Here is a 23,826-nt window from a genome sequence, read left to right as displayed (position 1 = left end):
TCGAAGGAGGGCACCCAAGGGCGCAACCGGGTAAGGCGACGGGTTTCTCGAATGGATATCACGTTTCTTCTGAACGGAGAGACAGTGGAGCTGTCGGATGTTGATCCGACGGCCACCCTGCTGGACTGGCTGCGCGACAATCGCGGTCTGACTGGCACCAAAGAAGGCTGCAACGAAGGCGACTGCGGAGCCTGCACCGTCATGGTAACAGACGAGGGCAGCGCCAAGGCGCTGAACTCCTGCATTTTGTTTCTCCCGCAATTGCATGGCAAAGCGGTGCGCACCGTCGAAGGTGCCAGCAGCCCGAACGGTGAGGCTCATCCGGTGCAACAGGCCATGGTTGACCTGCACGGCTCGCAATGCGGCTTCTGCACACCCGGCTTCGTGATGTCGATGGTCGCAAGCCACGCAAATGGCGCAACCGACCACGATACGCAGCTCGCAGGCAATCTCTGCCGCTGCACCGGCTATGCCCCGATTATTCGTGCCGCCAAAGCCGCCGAACCGCACCCCGTCCCGAAATGGATCACCGACGACCAGTCCTTCTCTTGTTCAGAAATACTTCGGGGGGAGGCCGCAGGCCGGGGGGCAGAGCCCCCCTACCTCCCCGGCTCCGCCGACGAACTGGCAGCTCTCTACACGCAACACCCGGATGCGACACTGGTTGCCGGGGCCACGGATGTGGGCCTTTGGGTCACCAAACAATTGCGCAATCTGGACCCGGTGATTTTCCTCAGCCGCTGCGAAGACTTGAAAGAGATCACGATCACCGACGAAGAAATCCGTTTTGGTGCCATGGTCGATATGAACCGTATGGGTGCGGCTCTGACCGACCTCCACCCCTCCTACGCCGAGATGATCCGCCGCTATGCCAGCGTTCAGGTCCGCCATGCGGCCACGGTGGGGGGCAACATCGCCAACGGATCGCCCATCGGGGACAACCCGCCCGCTTTAATTGCCCTTGGTGCTACCTTGCATCTGCGCAAGGGTGATGAGCGGCGGTCGATGCCGCTGGAAGATTTCTTCATCGACTACGGCAAACAAGACCGCGCACCCGGAGAATTCGTCGAAGCTGTCAGCTTCCCGCGTCAGGCGGACCGCCTGAAGGCGTACAAACTCAGCAAACGGTTCGATCAGGATATCTCGGCTGTCTGCGGGTGTTTCAACGTCACCGTCACTGACGGCACCGTGACTCAGGCCCGGATCGCGTTTGGCGGCATGGCAGGCACTCCGAAACGGGCAACTCATGTCGAGGACGCACTGACTGGCAAACCGTGGACCGCTGCGACCATTCAGGCCGCTCTGCCCGCTTTTGCCGAAGACTATGCGCCACTCACGGACATGCGCGCCTCGGCCACCTATCGTCTGGAAACCGCCAAAGCGATGCTCGAGCGCTATTTCCTCGAAGATCAGGGTGAAATCACCAACGTGCTGGAGGTGTCGGCATGAGCGTGACCAAACCCCTCCCCCATGATGCAGCACCGCTGCATGTCTCAGGCTCGGCACGGTACGTGGATGATATCCCCACGCCCAAGGGCAGCCTGCATCTGGCCTTTGGCCTCAGCCCGATTGCCAAAGGCAAAATCTCGGGCATGGACCTGTCGGCAGTGAAAGCCGCTGACGGGGTTGTCATGGTTATGACGGCCGATGACCTGCCCTTTGCCAACGATGTCTCGCCTTCGATCCATGATGAACCGCTGCTGTCGGACGGCACTGTTCACTATATCGGCCAACCGGTGTTTCTGGTCGTCGCCACCAGCCATCTGGCCGCGCGAAAGGCGGCGCGTTTGGGCAAGATCGACTATGCTGAGGAAACTCCGATCCTGACGGTCGAGGACGCGCTGGCCGCCGACAGCCGGTTCGAGGACGGCCCGCGCATCTATGCCAAGGGTGACGCTGATGCGGCCATTGCGGGTGCGGCTCATGTGATCGAAGGGTCTTTTGAACTCGGCGGGCAGGAGCATTTCTATCTGGAGGGTCAGGCCGCACTTGCCGTGCCGAACGAGGGTGCGGACATGCTGGTGCACAGCTCGACCCAGCACCCGACCGAGATTCAGCACAAGGTGGCAGACGCTCTGGGCGTTCCCATGCATGCCGTTCGTGTGGAAACCCGCCGAATGGGTGGCGGTTTTGGCGGCAAGGAAAGTCAGGGCAACGCTCTGGCGGTTGCCTGCGCCATAGCTGCGCGGGCAACGGGCAAAGCCTGCAAGATGCGTTATGATCGCGACGATGACATGATCATCACCGGCAAACGCCATGCCTTCCGTATTTCCTACACAGCCGGGTTCGATGAGAACGGTCATATTCAGGGCGTATCGTTCCTGCACCACGCCATCTGCGGCTGGGCACAGGACCTGTCCCTGCCCGTGGCGGACCGCGCGATGCTGCATTCGGATAACGCCTATCTGCTACCCAACGCACGGATTGAAAGCCACCGGCTGAAAACCAACACCCAGTCCGCCACCGCCTATCGCGGGTTCGGCGGCCCTCAGGGGATGGTCGGGATCGAGCGGGTGATGGACCACGCGGCGCATGAGTTGGCAATGGACCCGGTCGAACTGCGCCGCCGGAACTACTATGAACCCGCGCACAAGGTGGCCGAAGCTGAACCAGCCGACAAACCACTCGGCCACCCGGACCCGCACGAAGACCTGACCAGCCGTGGCGCGGTTGAAACCGGCGATGCGCCCGTGCGCCCGCTACCCGCTGGCGGCAACACCACGCCTTACGGCATGGAGGTCAGCGACTTTGAGCTGCACGGCATGACCGAGGCATTGCTGAAATCCAGTGACTATGCCGCGCGTAAGGCCGCCATCCAGAAATGGAACGCCGAAAACAACGTGATTAAGAAGGGCATCGCCTTTTCTCCGGTCAAGTTCGGGATTTCCTTCACGCTGACCCACCTGAATCAGGCGGGCGCGCTGGTGCATGTGTACCAAGACGGCTCGGTCCACCTGAACCATGGCGGGACCGAGATGGGACAAGGCCTGTTCCAGAAGGTCGCGCAAGTGGCTGCGTCTCGGTTCGGAATTCCGCTGGACATGGTCAAGATCACCGCGACCGATACCGCCAAGGTGCCGAACACATCGGCCACTGCGGCGTCTTCGGGCAGTGACCTGAACGGCATGGCCGTCAAAGCCGCCTGTGACACGATCCGTGATCGGATGGCTGACTATCTGGCCGAAAGGCATCAGGCCGATCCGTCGACAGTCACCTTCACGGATGGCCACGTTTCGGTGGGTGAAGAACGCTATACCTTTGCCGAGGCCGCAGCGCTGGCCTATCAGGGCCGGATCAGCCTGTCCGCCACGGGATTCTACAAGACCCCCAAGATCGAATGGGACAGGATCGGGGGACGGGGACGTCCGTTCTTCTATTTCGCTTACGGAGCCTCGATCACCGAGGTCGCGGTGGACACTTTGACCGGCGAAAACCGTATCCTGCGCACCGATATCCTGCATGACGCAGGCGCGTCCCTGAACCCGGCGCTGGACATCGGGCAGGTCGAAGGCGGCTATGTGCAAGGCGCGGGCTGGTTGACGACCGAGGAACTGGTCTGGGACGGCAAGGGCAATCTGCGCACCCACGCGCCCTCGACCTACAAGATCCCGGCATGCTCGGACCGGCCCGATATTTTCAACGTCGCGCTTTGGGATGGCGAGAACCGCGAGGACACCATCTATCGCTCGAAAGCGGTGGGTGAGCCGCCCTTCATGCTGGGTATCTCGGCTTGGCTGGCGCTGTCGAACGCGGTCGCTGCGTGCGGAGACAGCTATCCCGCGCTGGATGCCCCTGCCACGGCGGAACAGGTCTGGCATGGCATTCAACGGATGAAGGGAGACATCTGATGGGATTTGACTTGGAGGCTTTGAGGGAGGCGGTCAAAACCCACGGGAAAGTCACCCGGGTCGTCATCGCTGCGATCAAGGGGTCATCCCCGCGCGAAGTCGGCGCCGCCATGCTGGTCTGGCAGGGCGGGCAATCCGGCACGATCGGCGGCGGCACGCTGGAATATCAGGCGGCAGAAGCAGCGCGCTCGCAGACTGTGCCGTCTCGGCTGACGCAACACGCGCTTGGTCCCGATCTGGGGCAATGCTGCGGTGGCGCTGTCTCTTTGCTGACCGAGGTCTATGACCTTGATGCACTGAACGCGCTGGACGACACGATCATCGCACGTTCAGCGTCCAGCACCGAAATGCCCTTGTCGGTCAAACGGCTGATGGCGCAGGCGCGCGGGCAAGGAACAGTCCCACAGCCCCAGCTTCTGGACGGATGGATGGTCGAGCCCGTTCACAAACCGACCCGCAAGCTATGGATTTGGGGCGCTGGCCATGTAGGTCGCGCATTGGTCGACGTTCTTTCACCACTGCCCGAGCTGGCAATCACATGGGTCGATACCGGCCCGGAACGGTTTCCCAACCACGTCCCGGCCTCCGTCACGGCTGTGCCCGTTGCAAAACCCGCCGAACTTGTCCGTCATGCCCCGCGTGATGCCGAGCATCTGGTTCTGACCTATTCCCACAATCTGGATTTGGAACTTTGCAACCGTTTGTTGACGCACGGTTTTGGCTTTGCCGGGCTGATCGGCTCGGCTACGAAATGGGCGCGATTCCGGTCGCGGTTGGCGGCCCTCGGGCACGCGCCCGAGCGGATTGGCCGGATCACCTGCCCCATCGGTGACCCCGGTCTGGGCAAACACCCGCAGATGATCGCCGTTGGCGTTGCAGCCCAATTGCTGCGCCCCGCCCGGCAGAACGAGTTGAAGAAGGACCTGAGCGCGTGACCACTCCACTCCTAAGCTTACAAGGGCTGACCAAAGCCTATCCCGGCGTCGTGGCCAATGATCAGGTGTCCTTTGACATCGGCGAAGGCGAAGTTCACGCCCTGTTGGGCGAGAATGGCGCGGGCAAGTCCACGCTGGTGAAAATGATCTATGGGCTGGTGAAGCCAGACAGTGGCACGATGCTGCTGCGCGGCCAGCCCTTTGCCCCTCCCGAACCCCGCGCGGCGAGGGCTGACGGGATCGCGATGGTGTTCCAGCATTTTTCGTTGTTTGACGCGCTGAACGTGGCCGAAAACATCGCGCTGGGGATGGAGAACCCGCCGCCAATGGGCGATCTGGCCTCGCGTATCCGCGAAGTGTCCGAGACCTATGGCCTGCCCCTGGACCCATATCGCACCGTCGGCGATCTGTCGGCAGGTGAACGGCAGCGGGTTGAGATCATCCGCTGTCTGTTGCAGGACCCCAAGCTGCTGATCATGGACGAGCCGACCTCGGTTCTGACCCCGCAAGAGGTTGATATCCTGTTTGAAACGCTGAACAAACTGCGGTCCGAGGGCACCTCGATCCTGTATATTTCGCACAAGTTGGAAGAGATCCGCACGCTCTGCGACCACGCCACAATCCTGCGGCTGGGCAAGAACGTGGGCGAATGTGTTCCGGCGGAAACCTCGGCCCGTGACATGGCTGAGATGATGGTGGGCTCGACCCTGCAGACCCCAGAACGCGGTGGCCGAGAATTTGGCGACGTCGCGCTGGATGTCAGCGGATTGTCGGTGCCCTCGCCTTCGGAATTCGGCACGGCGCTGCGCAATGTGCACATGACTGTCCGCAAGGGTGAGGTTCTGGGCATTGGTGGCGTCGCCGGGAACGGTCAGGACGAACTGCTGGGCGTTTTGTCGGGTGAAATTCTCACGACAGCCGATGCAATCAAGTTCAACGGTCAGAAGATCGGAAAGCTCGGCCCCACCGCTCGGCGCAAGCTGGGCGTGTTGACCGCGCCCGAGGAACGTCTGGGCCATGCGGCCGCACCGGATATGAGCCTGACGGAAAACGCCCTGCTGACGGGTTCGGTCCGCGAAGGTTTGGAAAACAACGGGTTCCTAAAATGGACCGATACCAAGAACTTTGCTGAGAAGATCATTAAGGCGTTCGACGTGCGCACGCCGGGGCCAGAGAACGCCGCACGCTCACTGTCGGGCGGGAACCTGCAGAAATTCGTGATCGGTCGCGAGGTTCTGCAAAACCCGGATGTGCTGGTCGTGAACCAACCCACTTGGGGTGTGGACGCGGCGGCTGCGGCCTCGATCCGGCAGGCCATTCTGGACTTGGCGGCCAAGGGCACAGCGGTCATCTGCATCAGCCAGGATCTGGATGAGCTGATGGAAATCTCGGACAGTTTCGCGGCCTTGAACGAAGGACGACTAAGCGCACCTCGCCCGACCACCGGGCTGACGGTTGACGAAATCGGCCTGATGATGGGCGGCGCACACGGCATGGAGGTAGCCCATGTCTAAAGCATTACAGAAAAAGATGAAAACGGGGGTGTGAGTAGATGATTGTGTTGGAGAAACGGCCTCAGCCGTCCAAGGCGTGGTCTTATGCCACCCCTCTGGTCGCGGTGCTGGCGACCATGCTTTTCGGCGGCATTCTGTTCGCCATTCTGGGCAAGAACCCGGTCGAAGCTATTGGCACCATTTTCTGGGAACCCCTGTTTGGTGAGTTCGCCTTTTACTACCGCCCGCAACTTCTGGTGAAAGGTGCGCCTCTGGTGCTGATCGCCATTGGCCTGTCGCTGGGCTTTCGCGCCGGTATCTGGAATATCGGGGCCGAGGGTCAGTACATCATGGGTGCCATCTTTGGCGCAGGTGCAGGTCTGGCCTTCTATCCGCTGGACGCGTTCTACATCTTTCCGATCATGGTGATTGCCGGTGCGTTCGGTGGCTGGCTCTGGGCGATGATCCCTGCCTTTCTGAAGGTCCGCTTTGGCACCAACGAAATCCTCGTGTCGCTGATGCTGGTCTATGTGGCCGAACAGATGCTGGCCTCGGTCTCGCTGGGCCTGTTGAAAAACCCCGAAGGGTTCGGCTTTCCCGGCTCACGCAACCTGCAAGCCTATGACAGTGCGCATAACGCGGAACTGATTGCCGGGTCCGGGATGCACTGGGGCGTGGTGACAGCGCTGATCGCCGTGATCTTTGCCTATGTCCTGCTCAATCGTCACATGCTGGGTTTCCACATCCGCCTGACCGGAGAGGCACCGCGTGCCGCCAAGTTCGCAGGTGTCAATCCGGCCCGTCTGATCCTGTTCTGCCTCGGCATGTCAGGAGCACTGGCAGGACTGGCCGGAATGTTCGAGGTTTCGGGACCTTCGGGTGTGGTCAGCATCGACTTCAACGTCGGCTATGGCTTTACCGCGATCATCGTGGCCTTTCTCGGTCGTCTGCACCCGGTGGGCATCCTGCTGGCCGGTGGCCTGATGGCGCTGACCTATATCGGTGGCGAAATCGCGCAGTCTCAGCTTGGCCTGCCTGCCGCCGCCATTCAAGTGTTCCAGGGGATGCTTCTATTCTTCCTGCTGGCTTTCGATCTTCTGACAAACTACCGCATCCGTGCGGCCCGTAGCGAGGTAGCGTAATGGACCTTGGTGAAATCAACCCCGTCCTCTTGGTCGCCTCTCTGATGGTGGCCGCAACCCCCCTGCTTTTGGCCGCGATCGGAGAGCTGGTCGTCGAAAAAGCAGGTGTTCTGAACCTCGGCGTCGAGGGCATGATGATCGTCGGCGCAATCAGCGGCTTTGCGATCTCGGTCGAGACCGGATCGCCCTGGTTGGGCTTTATCGCTGCGGCCATCGGCGGCGCGGTGCTGTCCCTGCTGTTCGTGTTGCTGACGCAGGTTGCGCTTGCCAACCAGGTCGCCAGTGGACTTGCACTAACCTTGTTTGGTTTGGGTTTCAGCGCCCTTTTGGGTCAAAGCTATGTGGGGATCAAACCGCCCAGCATGGGGGATATTCATATCCCACTGATCAGCGACATCCCGGTTATCGGCCCGATCCTGTTTCAGCATGACCCGATCCTTTATGTCGGGATCGCCCTGACCGCGGCAGTCTGGGCCACGCTGAAATACACCCGCGTCGGTCTGATCCTGCGCGCGGTCGGGGAAAACCACGACGCGGCCCACGCGCTTGGCTACAAGGTCATCAAGATCCGCATCATGGCGATCCTGTTCGGCGGAGCCTGCGCAGGTCTGGGCGGCGCTTACATCAGCCTTATCCGCGTCCCGCAATGGACCGAGGGCATGACCGCCGGTGTCGGCTGGATCGCCCTTGCACTGGTGGTCTTCGCCAGTTGGAAACCGTGGCGTGCATTGTTGGGTGCCTATTTGTTTGGCGGCATCACCGTGTTGCAGCTTAATTTGCAGGCAGCAGGCGTTGCCATTCCTGTCGAGTATCTGGCAATGTCGCCCTACATCATCACGATCCTTGTGCTTGTGATCCTTTCGGCCGACAAGAGCAGCGCACCTGCCTCACTGGGCCGGACCTTCCATGCCTCGCACTAGAGGCCAACTGAACCAACTTGGGAGTAACTTCATGAAATTCACTTCACTTCTGACAAGCGCGGCAATGGCGCTGGGTCTGGCGACGGGCGCCATGGCCGAAGACAAAACCAAAGTCGGCTTTGTCTATGTCGGCCCCGTAGGTGACGGCGGCTGGACCTATGAACACAACAAGGGCCGTCTGGCCGTTGAAGAAGAATTCGGCGACAAGGTTGAAACCGTTTTCGTTGAATCCGTCCCCGAAGGCCCGGATGCAGAACGCGTGATGACCCAGATGGCGCTGGAAGGCGCGGATCTGATCTTTACCACTTCGTTCGGCTACATGGACCCGACGATCAACGTCGCCAAGAAATTCCCGGACGTGAAGTTCGAGCACGCGACCGGTTACAAAACCGCGCCGAACGTCTCGGTCTATTCGGCCCGCTTCTACGAAGGCCGCGCCGTTCAGGGCCACATCGCTGGCAAGATGACCAAGTCGAACATCATCGGCTATATCGGCTCGTACCCGATCCCCGAAGTGATCCGTGGCATCAACTCGGCCTATCTCCACGCCAAAAAGGTGAACCCGGATGTCGAGTTCAAGATCGTCTGGGCCTACACCTGGTTTGATCCGGCGAAAGAGGCTGACGCGGCCACCGTTCTGATCGAACAAGGCGCGGACGTGATCCTGCAGCACACCGACTCGACCGCGCCGCAGGCCGCTGCGCAAGAGGCGGGCGATGTTGTCACCTTCGGTCAGGCCTCGGACATGAGCGAATACGCCCCCTTCCCGCGCGTCTCGTCGATCATTGATGACTGGGCCCCCTACTACATCGCACGGACACAGGCCGTAATGGACGGAACCTGGGAAAGCGCCAACACATGGGACGGCATCCGTGAAGGCATGGTCGCAATCGGCGAGATTTCCGACGCGGTGCCTGCTGATGTCAAAGAAGAAGCGCTGGCTTTGAAAGCAGCCATGGCCGCAGGTGAATACCACCCCTTCACCGGCCCGATCAAAAAGCAGGACGGCAGCGACTGGCTGGCCGAGGGCGAAGTGGCCGATGACGGCACGCTGGCCGGCATGAACTTCTACATCGAAGGGCTGGAAGGCGAAATTCCGCAGTAAGCTGCGAAGTGCAGAAAACAACAAAGGCCCGCCTAGTTGGCGGGCCTTTTTCTTGGGCGCCTATACAGGCAAGCGCTGTGCTGGACGTCCCTGTACGGGCAGCGAGGCCAAGCCGTCATCTAGGTGCCAAACCCATCAATGCCCGGTCAGCACCAGCGTATTCACCGGCATCAGGATCAGGCGCAGACGCAAGCCCGCTGCGTGAACCACGCCGATGGTGTCGACCACGTGAAGGAACGCCGCGTGCCAGAAGCCCAGGTCCTCATGCTCCAGCCGTTCGTGGTTGTCAGTATAGACGTTTGCCAAACAGTTGCTGCCCGGCGGAATGTCGTCCGCAGCCCCTTTGTACAGAGGTTCCATGTAGACCAGAACGGACCCGGGATTGGTATTTGTCTGAACGTCACGTAGCTCGTCCGAGGGGCGAATCTGGCCCGAGGGGATGACGTCCTGCACTTGGACCACGACCATGGGGATCACGGTAAAGGGCTTGGTCATGCAGCCCAACTCTCCGATCATGCCGGGCTTGATGACCTGCGCTGACATCTGGTTGAACGCCGCCTGAAAACGGTCGTGGCCCGAGTGCGAGGGAACAAGGATACCCGCAGGCCGCAGCAGTGGACTGACATAGTCACCGACCTGCAGGCCGAACTGCTCGATCCGGCCCGTCACCCCAGCGCTGATTACGGTCTTGTCCAACTCGGTCAGGGCCGCGTCCAGTTTGGCATTGGCCGCAACCAGTTGAGCGGGGATCAACTCCTCGATCTGCTGAACAACGGCCGCGCGCCGGGCTTGGGCTGCAACCAGTTGCGCCTCGCGTTCTGCGACCAGATTTTCCAGCCGGTCAATCTCGGCCAGACGCACGGCGCTTGAGCCTTCATCCCGAAGGGTCGTGTTGCGTTCCAGATCCTCAAGCGACTGATCCAGCGCAGCTTTGGCACCGGCTATCCCGGCGGTGGCCTCGGCCAGATCGGTTTCCGCCACTTTCAAAGACGCCTGAACCTGCGCGATCTGGGCATGAGCCGCCTGAACCTGAGCGGTCTGGGTAAAATCCTCGATCCGGAAGATCGGCTGGCCTGCAACCACCTGCTGGTTATTTGTTACATACACTTCGGACACCCGACCGCCAAGTTGAGGCAGAATGGTGACTGTCCGAAAATAGGACGCCGCCGTCTTACTGGCCGGGTGGAAATATAACAGCGTGGTGATCACGGTCAGCGCCAGAATTGCACAGGTCGTCAGCCCCCAGCGCAGTTCGTACCACATGGTAAACAACGTAATCTCATGCCCGATCCGTTTGCCCTGTACAAAGCGTCGATACAAATAGTCGGGCAGCACCGTAACCAGCGCGCACATCAGTGTTTCAAGCATGGCTTACTGCTCCTGCGGCGCCGGTTGGGGGTCAGGTTCTTCGGCTGCGGCCTGTTGGTGTTGTGACCCCAGTGACCGGATCGCGTCAGCTATGGCGCGCAAAGGCGCTGCGACGTCTGGAAACTGAAACCCGGCCACCAAAATCGCAGCCACCCAAAACAACCCATTGTGTGTAAACAGCGCCAGCAAAGCCAGAATACCAACAAGCTGAAACTGCGGGTGATTGGATTCATGGGCTATCTTTTCAGGGATGGAATGCAGCGTGAAATAGCCGACACCGATCAAGACAATGACCAAAACCGTGAAAATGAACATGAACGTCAAAAGAAAATCACTGCCGTCCGCCTGGGCCACATAGGACGGAATATGTCCCGTGGCCATGGGGTGTAAGTCTGCGGTACTCACCCTGCCCTCCTGTTATTGCTTGATCCTTGTTTGGATGGGTTGATGCGTAAATTCAACCCTGCTTAAAGTTCGCAGACGCTTTCACCGACGAAATGCAAAATCGCAGCAAATAGGGACTAAATGATTGATTTCCTGATCATCGGCGGCGGGGTTGCGGGCCTCAGCGCAGGGGCACGTCTATCCCGACATGGGAAAGTGACTGTGCTCGAGGCTGAAGACGTTCTCGGGTATCACGCTTCGGGCCGCTCGGCCGCGTTGTTTGAAGAAAGTTATGGTCCAGCCTCGGTTGTCGCGTTGAACAAGGCAAGCGCCGCGTTCCTGACGACAGAAAATGGTGGATACCTCACACCGCGGGGCCTGATGCTGATCGGTGGCAGAGACCAGCGAGACATTTTCGCGCGCGATGTGGTTGATCTGAACATGCAGGAGTCGCCAGTCGCAGAGGCTCGCGACCGCGTACCGATCCTGAACCCGGATGCCGTGGGCTTTGCCGCGATCAGCGATGCCGCATTTGATATCGATACCGACAGGCTTTTGCAGGATTTTGCCCGAACAATCCGAAGCAATGGCGGAAATGTCCTGACCAAAAACAAGGTCACTGCCATACGCAAGGACAAGCACTGGATTATCAGTGCAGAAAAGACCTACGAAGCCCGGAATATCGTGAATGCAGCCGGACCGTGGGTGGACGAGATTGCAGCCATGGCAGGCATTGCACCAATCGGAATCTCACCCCGCCGCCGGTCGATGGCGCGGTTGCCGGCACCGGGCGGGCACGACCTGCGCGCTTGGCCGATGCTTCTGGGTGCAGGAGAGGCATGGTACGCAAAACCAGATGCAGGGAAACTGATCGTCTCACCTTCCGAGGCTGACCCGGTTCCTCCACACGATGCCTTTGCTGACGACATGGTTCTGGCCGAAGGTCTGGCCAGATACGAAGAGATGGTCACGGAACCCGTCACTCGGGTCGAGACGAACTGGGCCGGTTTGCGCAGTTTTGCCCCTGATGGCACACTGGTGCTTGGCCCTGATCCCGTTGATACGACATTTGTCTGGTCCGCTGGTCAGGGCGGGTATGGTTTCCAGACTGCCCCCGCCGCATCGAAACTGGTGGCCGATCTTGCAACCGGCCACACGCCCGAGATAGATGACGCCAGCGTTGCGGCGCTGAAACCGGAAAGGCTGCGCCGATGATCAAGCGAACCCTGCCCTCTAGCGCAAGCGTCGCGACCGAAGAAGAAGGAGGGCGGCTGGTTGCCCCCGCCGCGTCTCGCAATTCGGACGTACTGTGCGATCTGTTGGCGCAGTGGGCCCCGACCGGCGGGAGGGCGTTGGAAATCGCCAGCGGCACCGGACAACACGTCAGCGCCTTTGCGAAACGACTTCCTCAGCTTCACTGGCAACCAACCGAAGTCGACCCGGACCGGCGTGCCAGCATTGACGCCTATTCCCACGACCAGCCCAATATCTCGGCCGCCGTTGCACTGGACGCAACTTCCGATGCTTGGCACCAGCGTTTTTCCGGGCAGGACCTGATCGTGTTGATCAACCTCACTCACCTGATCAGCTGGCAAGAAACCCAAACGCTGATCTCTGAGGCCGCGCTTGCCCTGGCTTCGGGTGGGCGCTTTGTCCTTTACGGGCCGTTCATGCGATCAGGGAAGCTCACCAGCGACGGGGATCAACGGTTCCATGACGCTCTGGTGCAGCAAGACAGTGAAATCGGCTACAAGAATGACGAGGACATCATGGCGGAAATGCGTGCGCACGGCCTGGATGTCATCGGGATGATCGACATGCCAGCGAACAATCTCGCCTTCATCGCCGAAAAACCTCGAACCTGATCAAGATCAAAGTTCGCAAGAGTTTTCTCGATCACATTCCGCATATCGCATGTGAATGAGGATCGACATGACTTGGCAGAAAAAGCTGACCGATACCCGCAACGGGCTACGCAATCTCAACGGTGCAATCCCCGAAACCGCACGCGCCTTTGGCGCCTTGGGTAAATCAGTCAAAGAAGGCGGAATGCTGGATTACAAAACCAAGGAGTTCATCGCACTTGGCATATCAATCGCCATCCGGTGCGAGCCTTGCATCACATTGCACACCGAAGCATTGGCCAAATCAGGCACATCCCGAGACGAGTTTTCGGATGTTCTCGCAATGGCCATCCAAATGGGCGGAGGACCGTCGATGATGTATGCGGCCAAAGCTTTGGAATGTTTCGACGAACTGACGGCCTGAACACCTTTAAGCGCAAAAAGCCTGCATCCGCAGGCTTGCCTCCGGCGGAAGTGTTTTTGAACAGAAGAAGAAACGGTTTCTTAACCTATTGAGGTCAAAAATGGCCTTGCGGTGCAGGCGGAAGCGCCGATGGCCGTAACAGGAGAAGGCCCCCCTCGCCAAAAGCAGGGGGGCTGGATCGTTTTCCAACCCCCGGCTTCTTCTGTTTAAAAATACTTCCGCCGGAGGCATGTGCCGCTGCAGGCGGCACATTTCTTGCACGCCGCCAACAGCAAGGACCCGGATCAGCCGTCCTTACGGATGGTTTCGTTTTTCGGGTCGTAAGGGCTGTCGCAGGTGACGACGGCATCCCACAGCTTATCCTGAATTTTGACCTTCAGCTTGGTGCCCTCGACGGCCAGTTCGGGCTTTACATAGCCCATGCCGATGGATTTCTCGAATGCCACCGAGTATCCGCCCGAGGTCAGACGACCGACGCGCTCACCCTCTGCAGTGTAAAGCGCCTCGCGGCCCCATGGGTCAGCGTCGTCCGGTCCGTCGATCAACAGAGTGCAGCATTTCACGCGCACGCCGGTCTCTTCCAGCTTGGCCTTGCCGTAGAAGTCTTTCGACAGGTCGACAAAGCGCGGCAGGTCAGCCTCGAGCGGGGTCGCATCGCGACCAAGTTCAGTGCCAAATGCGCGATAGGATTTCTCCTGACGCAGCCAGTTCTGGGCGCGGGCACCGACCAGTTTCATACTGTGCTTCTCACCGGCATTTTCCAACAGGTCGAACAAGTAGTTCTGCATCTCGATCGGATGGTGCAGTTCCCAGCCCAGCTCTCCGGTATAGGCCACGCGGATCGCGTTAACCGGGCACATGCCCAGTTCGATCTGGCGGGCCGACAGCCACGGGAAGCGCTTGTTGGTCAGCGCGGTTTCCGGATCGGCGTCCTTGATGATCTCTTTCAGAACGTCACGCGACTTGGGTCCGGCGATCGCAAAGACGCCCCATTGGGTGGTTACGTCCTGGATCTCGATATAGCCGAACTCCTCCACCTTGTCCTCGGCCGCTTTGCGCAGATAGTCCGCGTCATACTCGGTCCAGGCACCGGCGGAGACGATGTAGTAGCTGTTCTCGCCATTGCGGACGATGGTGTATTCGGTGCGGGTGGTGCCGTGCGAGGTCAACGCATAGGTCAGGTTGATACGACCGACCTTGGGCAGCTTGTTGCAGGTGAACCAATCCAGGAACTGAGTCGCACCGGGGCCTTTGACGACGTGCTTTGTGAAGGCTGACGCGTCGATCAGACCAACGCCTTCGCGGATCGCTTTGGCTTCTTCGACGGCGTATTGCCACCAACCGCCACGACGGAAGCTGCGGCTTTCCTTGTCGAAGTTGTCAGGTGGATCAACAGGGCCAAAGTAGTTGGGACGTTCCCAGCCATTGACCCAGCCGAACTGCGCGCCACGCGCTTTTTGGCGGTCATAGGCAGGAACGGTGCGCAGAGGACGGCAGGCTTCCCGCTCTTCATCCGGGTGGTGCAGGATGTAGACGTGCTCATAGCACTCTTCGTTCTTGCGGGCCGCGAACTCGGTAGTCATCCAGTTGCTGCTATAGCGTTTGGGGTCCAGCGAAGCCATGTCGATCTCGGCTTCGCCATCGACCATCATTTGCGCCAGATAATAACCGGTGCCACCCGCAGCGGTGATCCCAAAGCTGAACCCCTCGGCCAGCCACATGTTGCGCAGGCCCGGAGCGGGGCCGACCAGCGGGTTGCCATCAGGCGTATAGCAGATCGGGCCGTTGAAATCGTCCTTCAGGCCGGATTCGGCGCATGAGGGCACACGTTCGGCCATCGCCATATACTGTTCGGCGATCCGGTCCAGATCCAGCGGGAACAGGTCGGCGCGGAAGCTGTCCGGTACACCGTATTCAAACTGCGCAGGCGCACCATGTTCGTAGATACCCAGAATCCAACCGCCGCGTTCTTCGCGCGCATAGGATTCATTGTCAGCGTCGCGGACAACGGGGTGCTCGGGGTTGCCGGCTTCGCGCCATTTGACCAGCTCGGGATCTTTGTCCATGACGATGAAGGTGTGTTCAACCGGGATGGCAGGCATCTTGATGCCCAGCATCTTGGCGGTGCGCTGCGCGTGGTTGCCCGACGCGGTCACAACGTGTTCTGCGGTGATCACGACCTGCTCGTCCGACGGCACAAGGTTGCCGCCCTTTTCGACCATCTTGGTGCAAGTAACTTCCCAGTGCGAGCCGTTCCAATGGAAGGCGTCGGCCTGCATCTTGCGCACGATATCCACGCCGCGCTGACGGGCACCCTTGGCCATGGCCTGCGTCACGTCGGCAGGGTTAATATAGCCGTCTTCGGTATGATAGATCGCACCTTTCAGATCGCCGGTTTCGATCAGCGGCCAGCGTTCCTTGATCTGCTCGGGCGTCAGCCATTCATAGGCCACGTCGCAGGTTTCGGCGGTTGAGGCATAGAGCATGTATTCGTCCATACGCTCTTGCGTCTGCGCCATGCGCAGGTTGCCGACCACGGCGAAGCCTGCGTTCAGGCCGGTTTCTTCTTCAAGCTGTTTGTAAAAGTCGACCGAGTATTTGTGGATGTGGGTCGTTGCATAGGACATGTTGAACAGCGGCAGCAGGCCAGCGGCGTGCCAGGTCGAGCCCGATGTCAGCTCGTCCCGTTCAATCAACATCACATCATCCCAGCCTGCTTTGGCCAGGTGATAGGCAATCGAGGTCCCAACGGCGCCACCGCCTACGACCAGTGCTTTGACTTGGGTTTTCATAACCGGGCGTCTCCCCTTGGATTCAGTTGACACCATATGGCGCAATTGCCGGGCCCAGCGCGACATTCATCCGACCAGTGATATAAAAAAAACGACCCCCGGATTGCCGGGGGTCGCTTTTCAGCATCTCGAGTCGGCCTGTTAGCCGTCTGTCAGAGTGCATGTCTTGTAGGCGTCCTTGGTCGCGCACTTGCTTACCAGACCGGCGCCCCCCTTGTTCACGCGGACTTCGGGTGCCTGCGCCGTTTCGCTTTTTTGGAACATGGACATTAGCCCATCCATAAAACCACCGCCTTTGTTGCTTGCCTCCTTCTGCTCGTCGTTCGCCTTGAACGAGGCGAATAGACGACCGAACATGTTTCCGCTTTGCGCATCGGCTTTTTGAACCTCACCTTCCAGAAGAATGTTGAGGCCAGTGCGATAACCTACCTGATTCAACTCATCCGCAGATTCGATTTTGTTTGCCGTCAAATCGAATGTGTCGCTGGGCAATCCGTACTGCGAGGCCAGCGAGTTGGCCACAAGCGAAAGCCCGTTGATGTTGTCCAGTCGAAGCCGCGCCAGCTCGGCCCGCAGCTTCATGAACTCACCCCGAAGGCCGGCCATTTCGATGGCCAGTTCAATCTCGGTTTCGGGGTTCGTGGTCCTATCGTTGCTGACGCCGGGCACCGGCTTGCGAAGCAGTGCATTCATCCCGTCATAGTCCAGCTTCGCCAGAAACTTTCGGACCTCATGCGGGGGCGCGTCGGAATACATTTGCATCCGAACTTCCTGACCAAGACCAAGGGCACCTTTGTAGATGTCAAACTCGACCGGAGCATCCAAATCCGTAATACCCGCCGTCACCATCGACCAGAAGGATCGGTCATTCACGGTGATGACGCTGTATTTGTTTTGCTTGAATTGAAAATAGGCCACACCGCCGACAATCGCGAAAGGGGCATAGTCGGCACCGCTTTTGCCCAGCGTATCAACAGATCGCACGATATTGCCGGTCAGAGTATTGGACCGCGCGTCCTCTTTCAAAGAAACCTGAAGCCAGATTGTGTGCGTGCCGTTTTCATAAACCCAACTGGTGCGATCCAGCTTTTCAGCCAGCACCTGCACTTTCTGGACCGCGACCTGCTTGGCCAGCGGGCGGGCCGCCTCGCTGATACCATCCTGCAGGACACCTTCGCGGGCGTCGCGGGTATAGTCACGATCCACAATGGCGCGACGCACCCAGTCTTCGCCCGATTTCGGGGCATAAGGCTCGCCTCCGGCGCGCCATCTCTGCTGGCGTTCGCGTTCCTGCTGCTCGGCATCAAGCTCCTTGTCATACTGCGCCAAACGCTCTTTGATCGTGTCGACATAACCGCTGGCAGACAGCGTGCCCGTACTTTTCTTGTCCTGTTGGTAGTAGTCGAGCCCGGCAAGGACCAACACAACAACCAACGCAAATCCGATAATTCGCACTACGCCCATTTGAATACCTGAAATCAATTACTGCTCGTTTTGGCGATTGATACAGACGAATTTGGGCAACCTTGTGACTTAGGCGCGAAGTTTCCGTAGCGTTATCAATAATTTGAGGATGGCAAAATCTTTCCCGGATTCATGATATTGTCGGGATCCAACGCCTTTTTGATCGCCCCCATATAGGCAACGGCTGGCCCCAGCTCTTTAAGCAGATACGGCCGCTTGCCCTGCCCGATCCCGTGTTCGCCAGTACAAGTCCCCTCCATCGAGATCGCAAGGTCGTTCAGCCAGCCGACAAACCCTTCGGCATTGGCAACCTCGTCCGGGTTGTCCATGTCAATCAGTAGCAGTGTGTGGAAATTCCCATCGCCCACATGCCCAACCATAGGGGCCATCAGGCCCAGCTTGTTCGCGCGATTCTGCGTTGCCGTCACACACTCTGCCAGGCGCGAGATCGGGACGCAGACATCGGTCGAAATTCCGCGCGCGCCGGGGCGCAATTGCAGACACGCCCAGTACATGTCGTGCCGAGCCTGCCACAGCTTGTTCCGCTGTTCCGTCATCGACGTCGCCGCGAAATCTGTACCCCCGAATTCCTCGGCGATCTGCCCGAAGGTCTCGGCCTGCTCAACCGCTCCGCTTTCTGATCCGTGAAATTCAAGCAGCAGCAAGGGCGTTTCCGGCAAGGTCAGGTTGGAATAGGCATTCGCGGCCTTCACCGACATTTCGTCCAGCAACTCGATCCGGGCAACCGGTACTCCGTACTGAATCGTCATCATCACAGCTTGGCAGGCCGCATCGACCGTAGGAAAGGAACACCGTGCCGAGGTGATCGCCTCGGGGATGCCCTGAAGACGCAACGTGATCTCGGTAATGATTCCCAGCGTTCCCTCGGCACCGATCAGCAACCGCGTCAGGTCGTACCCGGCAGAGGACTTCTTGGCCCTGTGTCCGGTACGAATAATCTGGCCGTCGGGCATCACGGCTTCGAGGCTGAGGATGTTGTCCTTCATGGTGCCATAGCGCACCGCGTTGGTTCCCGACGCCCGCGTTGCGGCCATGCCCCCCAATGAGGCATTCGCACCGGGGTCGATGGGAAAGAACAAACCCTGATCGCGAAGGTGTGTGTTCAGGTCTTCGCGCGTCACGCCGGGCTGAACGACACAATCCAGATCACTGGCATTAACCTGCAACACCTTGTTCATCTGGGTCAGATCAACCGATATCCCACCAGCGGGCGCGTTCACGTGCCCCTCCAGCGACGTCCCCGTGCCAAAGGCGATAACGGGAACCTTGTGTTCGGCGCACACTTTGACGATCTCAGATACTTCTTCGGTCGAGTGCGGGAACACCACCGCGTCCGGAGACTGATTTTCGATCCAAGTCGTGGTGTGCCCGTGTTGTTCGCGGATCGCCTGCCCTGTCTGCAGGCGATCCCCGAAGGACTGCTTCAGAAGACCAACGACTGTCTGAATGCCCGCGTCGTTTCGCGGCAACGCAACTGCTTGCGCCATGCTGTTCCTCCCTAAAACGCCGGGCTATTCGCCCAGCGCAATCCCTTCGCGGCGTGGATCAGCCCCGCCTGTCAAGACATCCCCGATCTCGATCGCATGAAGCCCCGAGGTCAGGTCGCGCGGATTGACCTCATAGCCAAGTTCCGTCAGGGCATCCACAAAGCCTTCTGCTGACGTGCCTTGTTCGACATCGAAAGTACCGAAACGGTTCACCAGATGGGGCATCGACAACGCCTGCTGCACATCCATGTCCCAATCCGCCCAAGCAATGATCGACTTGGCGACATAGCCGATAATCCGGCTTCCACCGGGCGAACCGATGGCCAAAACCGGTTTGTCGTCCTGCATTACAATTGTCGGGCTCATCGACGAACGGGGGCGTTTGCCCGGCTCCAGTCGGTTTGCGATCGGGACACCGTTGCTGTGGGTCTTGAACGAGAAATCCGTCAGTTCATTGTTCAGCAAAAACCCGTTGGTCATCAATCGCGATCCGAACCCGTTTTCAATCGTCGTGGTCATCGACAAGACGTTTCCATACTGATCAACAATCGAGATATGAGAGGTCGACGGCAATTCCAGAGACACGTCATCCGCCCAATTCGACGAATGCTCGAATTCGGGGTTTCCGGGTGCTGCGTCGATCAGTGCCGCATCTCCGCTCATCAACGCGCCACGTTCCGATAGGTAGGCCGGATCAACCAGCCCCTTTGTCGGCATCGGGACAAAATCGTGATCGGCCATGTACCGCCCGCGATCCGCGAAAGCCAGACGCGAGGCATCACCGATTAGCCGCCATGTATTGATGTCCTCGGGCCCCATCGCGGCCAGGTCGTAGCCATCCAGCATGCCCAGAATCTGACCCACAGTCAGCGCGCCGGACGACGGCGGCCCCATTCCGCACACCTCATAAACACGGTACGCCGCACAAACAGGCTCACGTTCGATCACCTGATACAGCGCCAAATCAATTCCCGACAGAATCCCCGGATTCCCCGGAGCATTGCGCACGGTGCTGACGATACCCGCAGCGATCTCACCGCCGTAGAAACCGGCAGATCCCTCACTGGCAAGAACGCGCAGAGTTTCTGCATAGTCGGGGTTCATCAGGCGCTGGCCCTGCGCCAAGGGTGTCCCATCAGGCAGGAAATACGCAGCGGTCGCAGGGAAGCGCGACAGGCGTTCGGCATCCTTTTCGACAAGGCTGGCCAGACGCGGAGATACAAGAAACCCTTCGTCAGCCAGCGTTATCCCATCGGCAAACAGGCTGGGCCACGGGCTGCGCCCCCAGCGCCGGTGCGCTTCTTCCAGCAAGGCGGGCGTACCCGGGGTCCCCACCGACAAACCACCCACGACGGCGTCGAAGAACTTCAGCGGTTCGCCATTTTCATCTTGGAACAGCCGGTGATTTGCCTCCAACGGTGCGGTTTCACGCCCGTCCAGTGTCGTCAATTCGCCAGTGGCGGCATCGTACCAGACAAGAAACGCCCCACCGCCCAAACCGGATGACTGCGGCTCGACCAGGCCAAGCACAACCTGAACGGCCACCATCGCATCCGCCGCTGATCCACCGGCCCGCAAGACCTTGGCTCCGGCTTCAACGGCCAGAGGGTTCGCAGCCGCAACCATCCAATTCTGCGAGGAAACCGGCGCACCTGCCAGTTTCGCCTCGAGCGAGGCTATTACTTCTTCGGTCAATCCCTGCACTTGCCCATCCGAGGCACCTTCGGGGGCAACAGCATCGGCTGTCTCTTGTGCGACCGAGGGGCCAGAAATTGCCATTGCGGTTGCAAACAACCCGGAAATCAAACTTCTTTTCATAGTATCCTCCTGAAAATCATGTAATTTTACGGGCTGCCGCAATATCCTAAAGCATGGCAGGAACCACCTGATCCGGCGGACGGTGGCCGTCTTCAAATGTCTTGATGTTGATGATGACTTTCTCACCCATCTCGATCCGACCTTCCAGAGTGGCCGACCCCATGTGCGGCAGCAGAACAACATTGGGCAACTGCCGCAGGCGCGGGTTCACATCCGTCCCGTGTTCGTAAACGTCCAGCCCTGCCCCCGCGATATCGCCGGATCGGATCAGGCGGGTCAGCGCGTTTTCGTCCAGCACTTCACCGCGCGAGGTGTTCACGATCACTGCCGAGGGTTTCATCAGCTTCAGCCGCCGCGCGTTCATCAGGTGGAACGTGGACGGCGTGGATGGACAGTTGATCGAGATGACGTCCATCCGCGCAACCATCTGGTCAAGACTTTCCCAATAGGTCGCTTCCAGCTCTTGTTCCGTTTCCGGGCGAAGCCTGCGGCGATTGTGATAATGAACCTGCATGCCAAAGGCGCTGGCCCGGCGCGCCACAGCCTGACCAATGCGTCCCATGCCCAGAATACCAAGACGACGGCCACCAATGCGGCCACCCAACAGCGCGTTCGGGGCCCAGCCCTCCCACTCGCCTTTTTGCATCACTGACAACCCCTCGGGGATACGTCGCGTGACAGCCAGTATCAGCGCCATGGTCATGTCGGCGGTATCGTCAGTCAGAACCCCCGGAGTGTTGGAGACAAGAATTCCCCGCTGCCGGGCGGTCGCAACGTCAATATTGTCGACCCCTGCCCCGTAGTTGGCGATCAGGCGCAGCTTTTCGCCCGCCTGCCCCAGCAATCCGCCGTCAATTGTATCCGTGACCGTCGGCACAAGGACATCCGCGCTCTGGACTGCGGCGACCAGTTCTTCGCGTGACATAGGAGCGTCCTCGGTCCGCAACTGCACGTCGAATAACTCGCTCAACCGGGTTTCTACCGCCTCGGGCAACCGTCGCGTTACGACAACACTCAGACGTTCTCTTGGCACCTGTGCACTCCCACTGCTTTGCAAACCTTCGCGCGCCATGGCATCGTGGCGCAGGATAAGGCGGGGCACAAGAACCCCCGAGGCATTGAGTCGACCTTTTTTGAAACAATATCAACAGGCACAAGAGCAGACAGTCCGTGAGTGGTTTTCTACCCGTAAAGCACCGTTTGGCGGCGGTTTTATCCGTGTTTTTAATCGTCACTGGCACATTGGCAGCCAGCGCGCAGGGCGAACGTGGCCCGGTGACCAATCTGCCCTTGCCCCGATATGTTTCGATGAAAGCCGCTGAAGGCAATGTGCGTCGCGGCCCATCCCTGACTCATCGAATCGACTGGGTCTTCAAACGCCGCGGGATGCCCCTGCAAATCACGGCCGAGTATGGAAACTGGCGCAAGGTTCAGGACCGCGACGGTGCTGGTGGCTGGGTTCACTACGCATTGCTGTCCGGCGTTCGCACAGTCCTGATCGAATCTGACATGCTGCCTGTTTATGCAAACCCGGACCCGAACTCGCAGGTCAGCGCACAGTTTGAATCCGGCGTGGTCGCACGGCTTGGAACCTGCACCGTTGATTGGTGCCGAGTTTCAGCTGGCGGCTATCGGGGCTGGACCCTCAAGTCGAACCTTTGGGGGGTCGATCCCTCGGAAATCCGGGAATAATCCAGCAATTCTCAGGACGTGCGCGCGATAAAGTCGCAAGTTAGGTCAACCAGTTCGGGGCCGACGTCCTCTTGCAAAAAGTGACCCGCGTTGGGCAAGATCGTATGAGGTTGCCCTGCGGCACCCGGACAAAGACGCTGAAACACCGCATCTATCCCGGCCATCACTTTGTCATCGGCCCCAAACGCCGTCAGGACAGGCGTTTGCAGGCCGCGCAGCACACCCCAGGCTTGCCGGTTCGCATCCGACTCGGGATCATCGGACGAAGACGGCACCAGCATCGGGAATTGCCGCGCCCCCGCCTTGTAGCTTTCGTCGGGAAACGGCGCGTCATAGGCCGCAATGGTCGCGTCCGATAGCGGCTTGGCGGTTCCCCCCTTTAAAATCCCACCGGCTGGAAAAACGGGTACTTCCTGACTGAACTTGCGCCAGTTCTCAAAAGCCTCGCCCATCGGCTGATCGCCGGTCGGCAACGCGGTGTTGGCGACTACAACCCGCGCAAACCTGTCAGGCATTTCAGCCCAAAGACGCAACCCAATCAAACCGCCCCAATCCTGACAGAACAGAGTGATATTGCGCAGGTCCACCTGTCGCAGCCAATCCCCCATCCACGCGACATGGCGTGCATAAGTGTAGTCGCTGCGTTCCGTTGGCTTGTCTGATCGACCAAACCCAACCAGATCCGGCGCCACAGCGCGATGCGCCTGCTTCACAAACCCGGGAATCATATGGCGATACAAATACGACCAGCTCGGCTCTCCGTGCATCATCAACACCGGATCGGCATCGGCAGGACCCTCATCGACATGATGGATTCGCAACTCTCCCCCTTCAGTGTCGTCCACCAAAGAGTATTGCGGTTCAAAACCATAGTCGGCCAGTGCTTCAAACCGAGAGTCCGGCGTGCGTAGGAATTTCATGTTTCACCTATTCTTTCGATACCGAGCTTGTCCCGTGACAGTCAGGATACGACACAGAATGTCACCCGCGCCCCCGTGAGCATTTGAATTATATAGAGAATAGCAGAGTGGGTGTTTTCAGAAAACACTCTGAAGCTGATCAAACAACCCGAATTTCATACGTAGAGCA

At 59.3% G+C, this 23,826-nt stretch carries 19 protein-coding genes; 11 read left to right on the top strand and 8 right to left on the bottom strand.

The features are described from left to right. Positions 1-51 precede the first annotated feature (51 nt). Genes xdhA through ACR0KS_RS01070 form a run of 7 tightly spaced genes read left to right on the top strand, consistent with a single transcriptional unit; the run spans position 52 to position 9,443 of the window. Positions 52-1,449 (top strand): xanthine dehydrogenase small subunit, encoded by a 1,398-nt coding sequence (gene xdhA, locus ACR0KS_RS01100; protein ID WP_170561763.1) that lies wholly within the window; start codon positions 52-54, stop codon positions 1,447-1,449. Then, on the top strand, positions 1,446-3,848 hold the full coding sequence (gene xdhB, locus ACR0KS_RS01095) for a xanthine dehydrogenase molybdopterin binding subunit (RefSeq protein WP_170561760.1): 2,403 nt from the start codon (positions 1,446-1,448) through the stop codon (positions 3,846-3,848). Before xdhA ends, xdhB begins: the two co-directional genes overlap by 4 nt. After that, positions 3,848-4,783 (top strand): xanthine dehydrogenase accessory protein XdhC, encoded by a 936-nt coding sequence (gene xdhC, locus ACR0KS_RS01090; RefSeq protein ID WP_170561756.1) that lies wholly within the window; start codon positions 3,848-3,850, stop codon positions 4,781-4,783. Before xdhB ends, xdhC begins: the two co-directional genes overlap by 1 nt. Next, the gene (locus ACR0KS_RS01085; protein WP_170561753.1) at positions 4,780-6,297 is read left to right on the top strand and encodes an ABC transporter ATP-binding protein; all 1,518 of its coding nucleotides are present in this window, start codon (positions 4,780-4,782) and stop codon (positions 6,295-6,297) included. Before xdhC ends, ACR0KS_RS01085 begins: the two co-directional genes overlap by 4 nt. A gap of 38 nt (positions 6,298-6,335) precedes the next feature. Then, positions 6,336-7,418: an ABC transporter permease gene (locus ACR0KS_RS01080; RefSeq protein ID WP_170411579.1), complete on the top strand. Its 1,083-nt coding sequence runs from the start codon at positions 6,336-6,338 to the stop codon at positions 7,416-7,418. Beyond that, on the top strand, positions 7,418-8,338 hold the full coding sequence (locus ACR0KS_RS01075) for an ABC transporter permease (protein ID WP_170384942.1): 921 nt from the start codon (positions 7,418-7,420) through the stop codon (positions 8,336-8,338). Before ACR0KS_RS01080 ends, ACR0KS_RS01075 begins: the two co-directional genes overlap by 1 nt. A gap of 31 nt (positions 8,339-8,369) precedes the next feature. Next, complete coding sequence (locus tag ACR0KS_RS01070; protein ID WP_170484258.1) at positions 8,370-9,443, top strand: BMP family ABC transporter substrate-binding protein; 1,074 nt, start codon at positions 8,370-8,372, stop codon at positions 9,441-9,443. A gap of 135 nt (positions 9,444-9,578) precedes the next feature. On the opposite strand, the gene ACR0KS_RS01065 is transcribed toward ACR0KS_RS01070, so the two are convergent. Further along, positions 9,579-10,811, bottom strand: a complete 1,233-nt coding sequence (locus tag ACR0KS_RS01065; RefSeq protein ID WP_170561750.1) for an HlyD family secretion protein — start codon at positions 10,809-10,811, stop codon at positions 9,579-9,581. A 3-nt stretch (positions 10,812-10,814) separates the two neighbouring features. After that, entirely contained in the window at positions 10,815-11,216 is a 402-nt protein-coding gene (locus ACR0KS_RS01060; RefSeq protein WP_480693089.1) for a hypothetical protein, read from the bottom strand. A 120-nt stretch (positions 11,217-11,336) separates the two neighbouring features. Between ACR0KS_RS01060 and ACR0KS_RS01055 the strand changes: the two genes are divergently transcribed. The 3 genes from ACR0KS_RS01055 to ACR0KS_RS01045 all read left to right on the top strand — a co-directional run bounded on the left by ACR0KS_RS01055 (position 11,337) and on the right by ACR0KS_RS01045 (position 13,463). Further along, a complete protein-coding gene (locus ACR0KS_RS01055) occupies positions 11,337-12,410 on the top strand; it encodes an FAD-dependent oxidoreductase (protein ID WP_170561748.1) in 1,074 nt (357 codons plus the stop codon). Then, the gene (locus ACR0KS_RS01050) at positions 12,407-13,060 is read left to right on the top strand and encodes a DUF938 domain-containing protein (RefSeq protein ID WP_170561745.1); all 654 of its coding nucleotides are present in this window, start codon (positions 12,407-12,409) and stop codon (positions 13,058-13,060) included. The genes ACR0KS_RS01055 and ACR0KS_RS01050 overlap by 4 nt, the downstream gene beginning before the upstream one ends. Positions 13,061-13,127: 67 nt before the next feature. Continuing rightward, a complete protein-coding gene (locus ACR0KS_RS01045; protein WP_170561742.1) occupies positions 13,128-13,463 on the top strand; it encodes a carboxymuconolactone decarboxylase family protein in 336 nt (111 codons plus the stop codon). A gap of 284 nt (positions 13,464-13,747) precedes the next feature. Here ACR0KS_RS01045 and ACR0KS_RS01040 read toward each other — a convergent pair whose 3' ends face one another. From ACR0KS_RS01040 to ACR0KS_RS01020, 5 genes are all read right to left on the bottom strand, one after another. Then, positions 13,748-16,255: a GcvT family protein gene (locus ACR0KS_RS01040; RefSeq protein ID WP_170695584.1), complete on the bottom strand. Its 2,508-nt coding sequence runs from the start codon at positions 16,253-16,255 to the stop codon at positions 13,748-13,750. Positions 16,256-16,396: 141 nt separating this feature from the next. Beyond that, positions 16,397-17,719 carry a hypothetical protein gene (locus ACR0KS_RS01035; RefSeq protein ID WP_170561736.1) on the bottom strand — a complete coding sequence of 441 codons (1,323 nt, stop codon included), beginning with the start codon at positions 17,717-17,719 and terminating at the stop codon, positions 16,397-16,399. Between the two features lie 95 nt (positions 17,720-17,814). Then, positions 17,815-19,227: an FAD-linked oxidase C-terminal domain-containing protein gene (locus tag ACR0KS_RS01030; protein WP_170561733.1), complete on the bottom strand. Its 1,413-nt coding sequence runs from the start codon at positions 19,225-19,227 to the stop codon at positions 17,815-17,817. Positions 19,228-19,251: 24 nt separating this feature from the next. Next, the gene (gene ggt / locus ACR0KS_RS01025; protein WP_170561730.1) at positions 19,252-21,045 is read right to left on the bottom strand and encodes a gamma-glutamyltransferase; all 1,794 of its coding nucleotides are present in this window, start codon (positions 21,043-21,045) and stop codon (positions 19,252-19,254) included. Positions 21,046-21,091: 46 nt separating this feature from the next. Then, positions 21,092-22,078: a 2-hydroxyacid dehydrogenase gene (locus tag ACR0KS_RS01020; RefSeq protein WP_170411998.1), complete on the bottom strand. Its 987-nt coding sequence runs from the start codon at positions 22,076-22,078 to the stop codon at positions 21,092-21,094. Positions 22,079-22,245: 167 nt separating this feature from the next. On the opposite strand from ACR0KS_RS01020, the gene ACR0KS_RS01015 reads away from it, so the two are divergent. Continuing rightward, entirely contained in the window at positions 22,246-22,737 is a 492-nt protein-coding gene (locus ACR0KS_RS01015; RefSeq protein WP_170385029.1) for an SH3 domain-containing protein, read from the top strand. Between the two features lie 11 nt (positions 22,738-22,748). On the opposite strand, the gene ACR0KS_RS01010 is transcribed toward ACR0KS_RS01015, so the two are convergent. Then, positions 22,749-23,657: a haloalkane dehalogenase gene (locus tag ACR0KS_RS01010; RefSeq protein WP_170561727.1), complete on the bottom strand. Its 909-nt coding sequence runs from the start codon at positions 23,655-23,657 to the stop codon at positions 22,749-22,751. Positions 23,658-23,826: the final 169 nt, after the last annotated feature.

The sequence above is a fragment of the Ruegeria sp. BC7 genome (assembly GCF_056539165.1).
The sequence above is the reverse complement of the archived record's forward strand: the minus strand, read 5'-3'. Positions and strand labels throughout refer to the sequence as shown.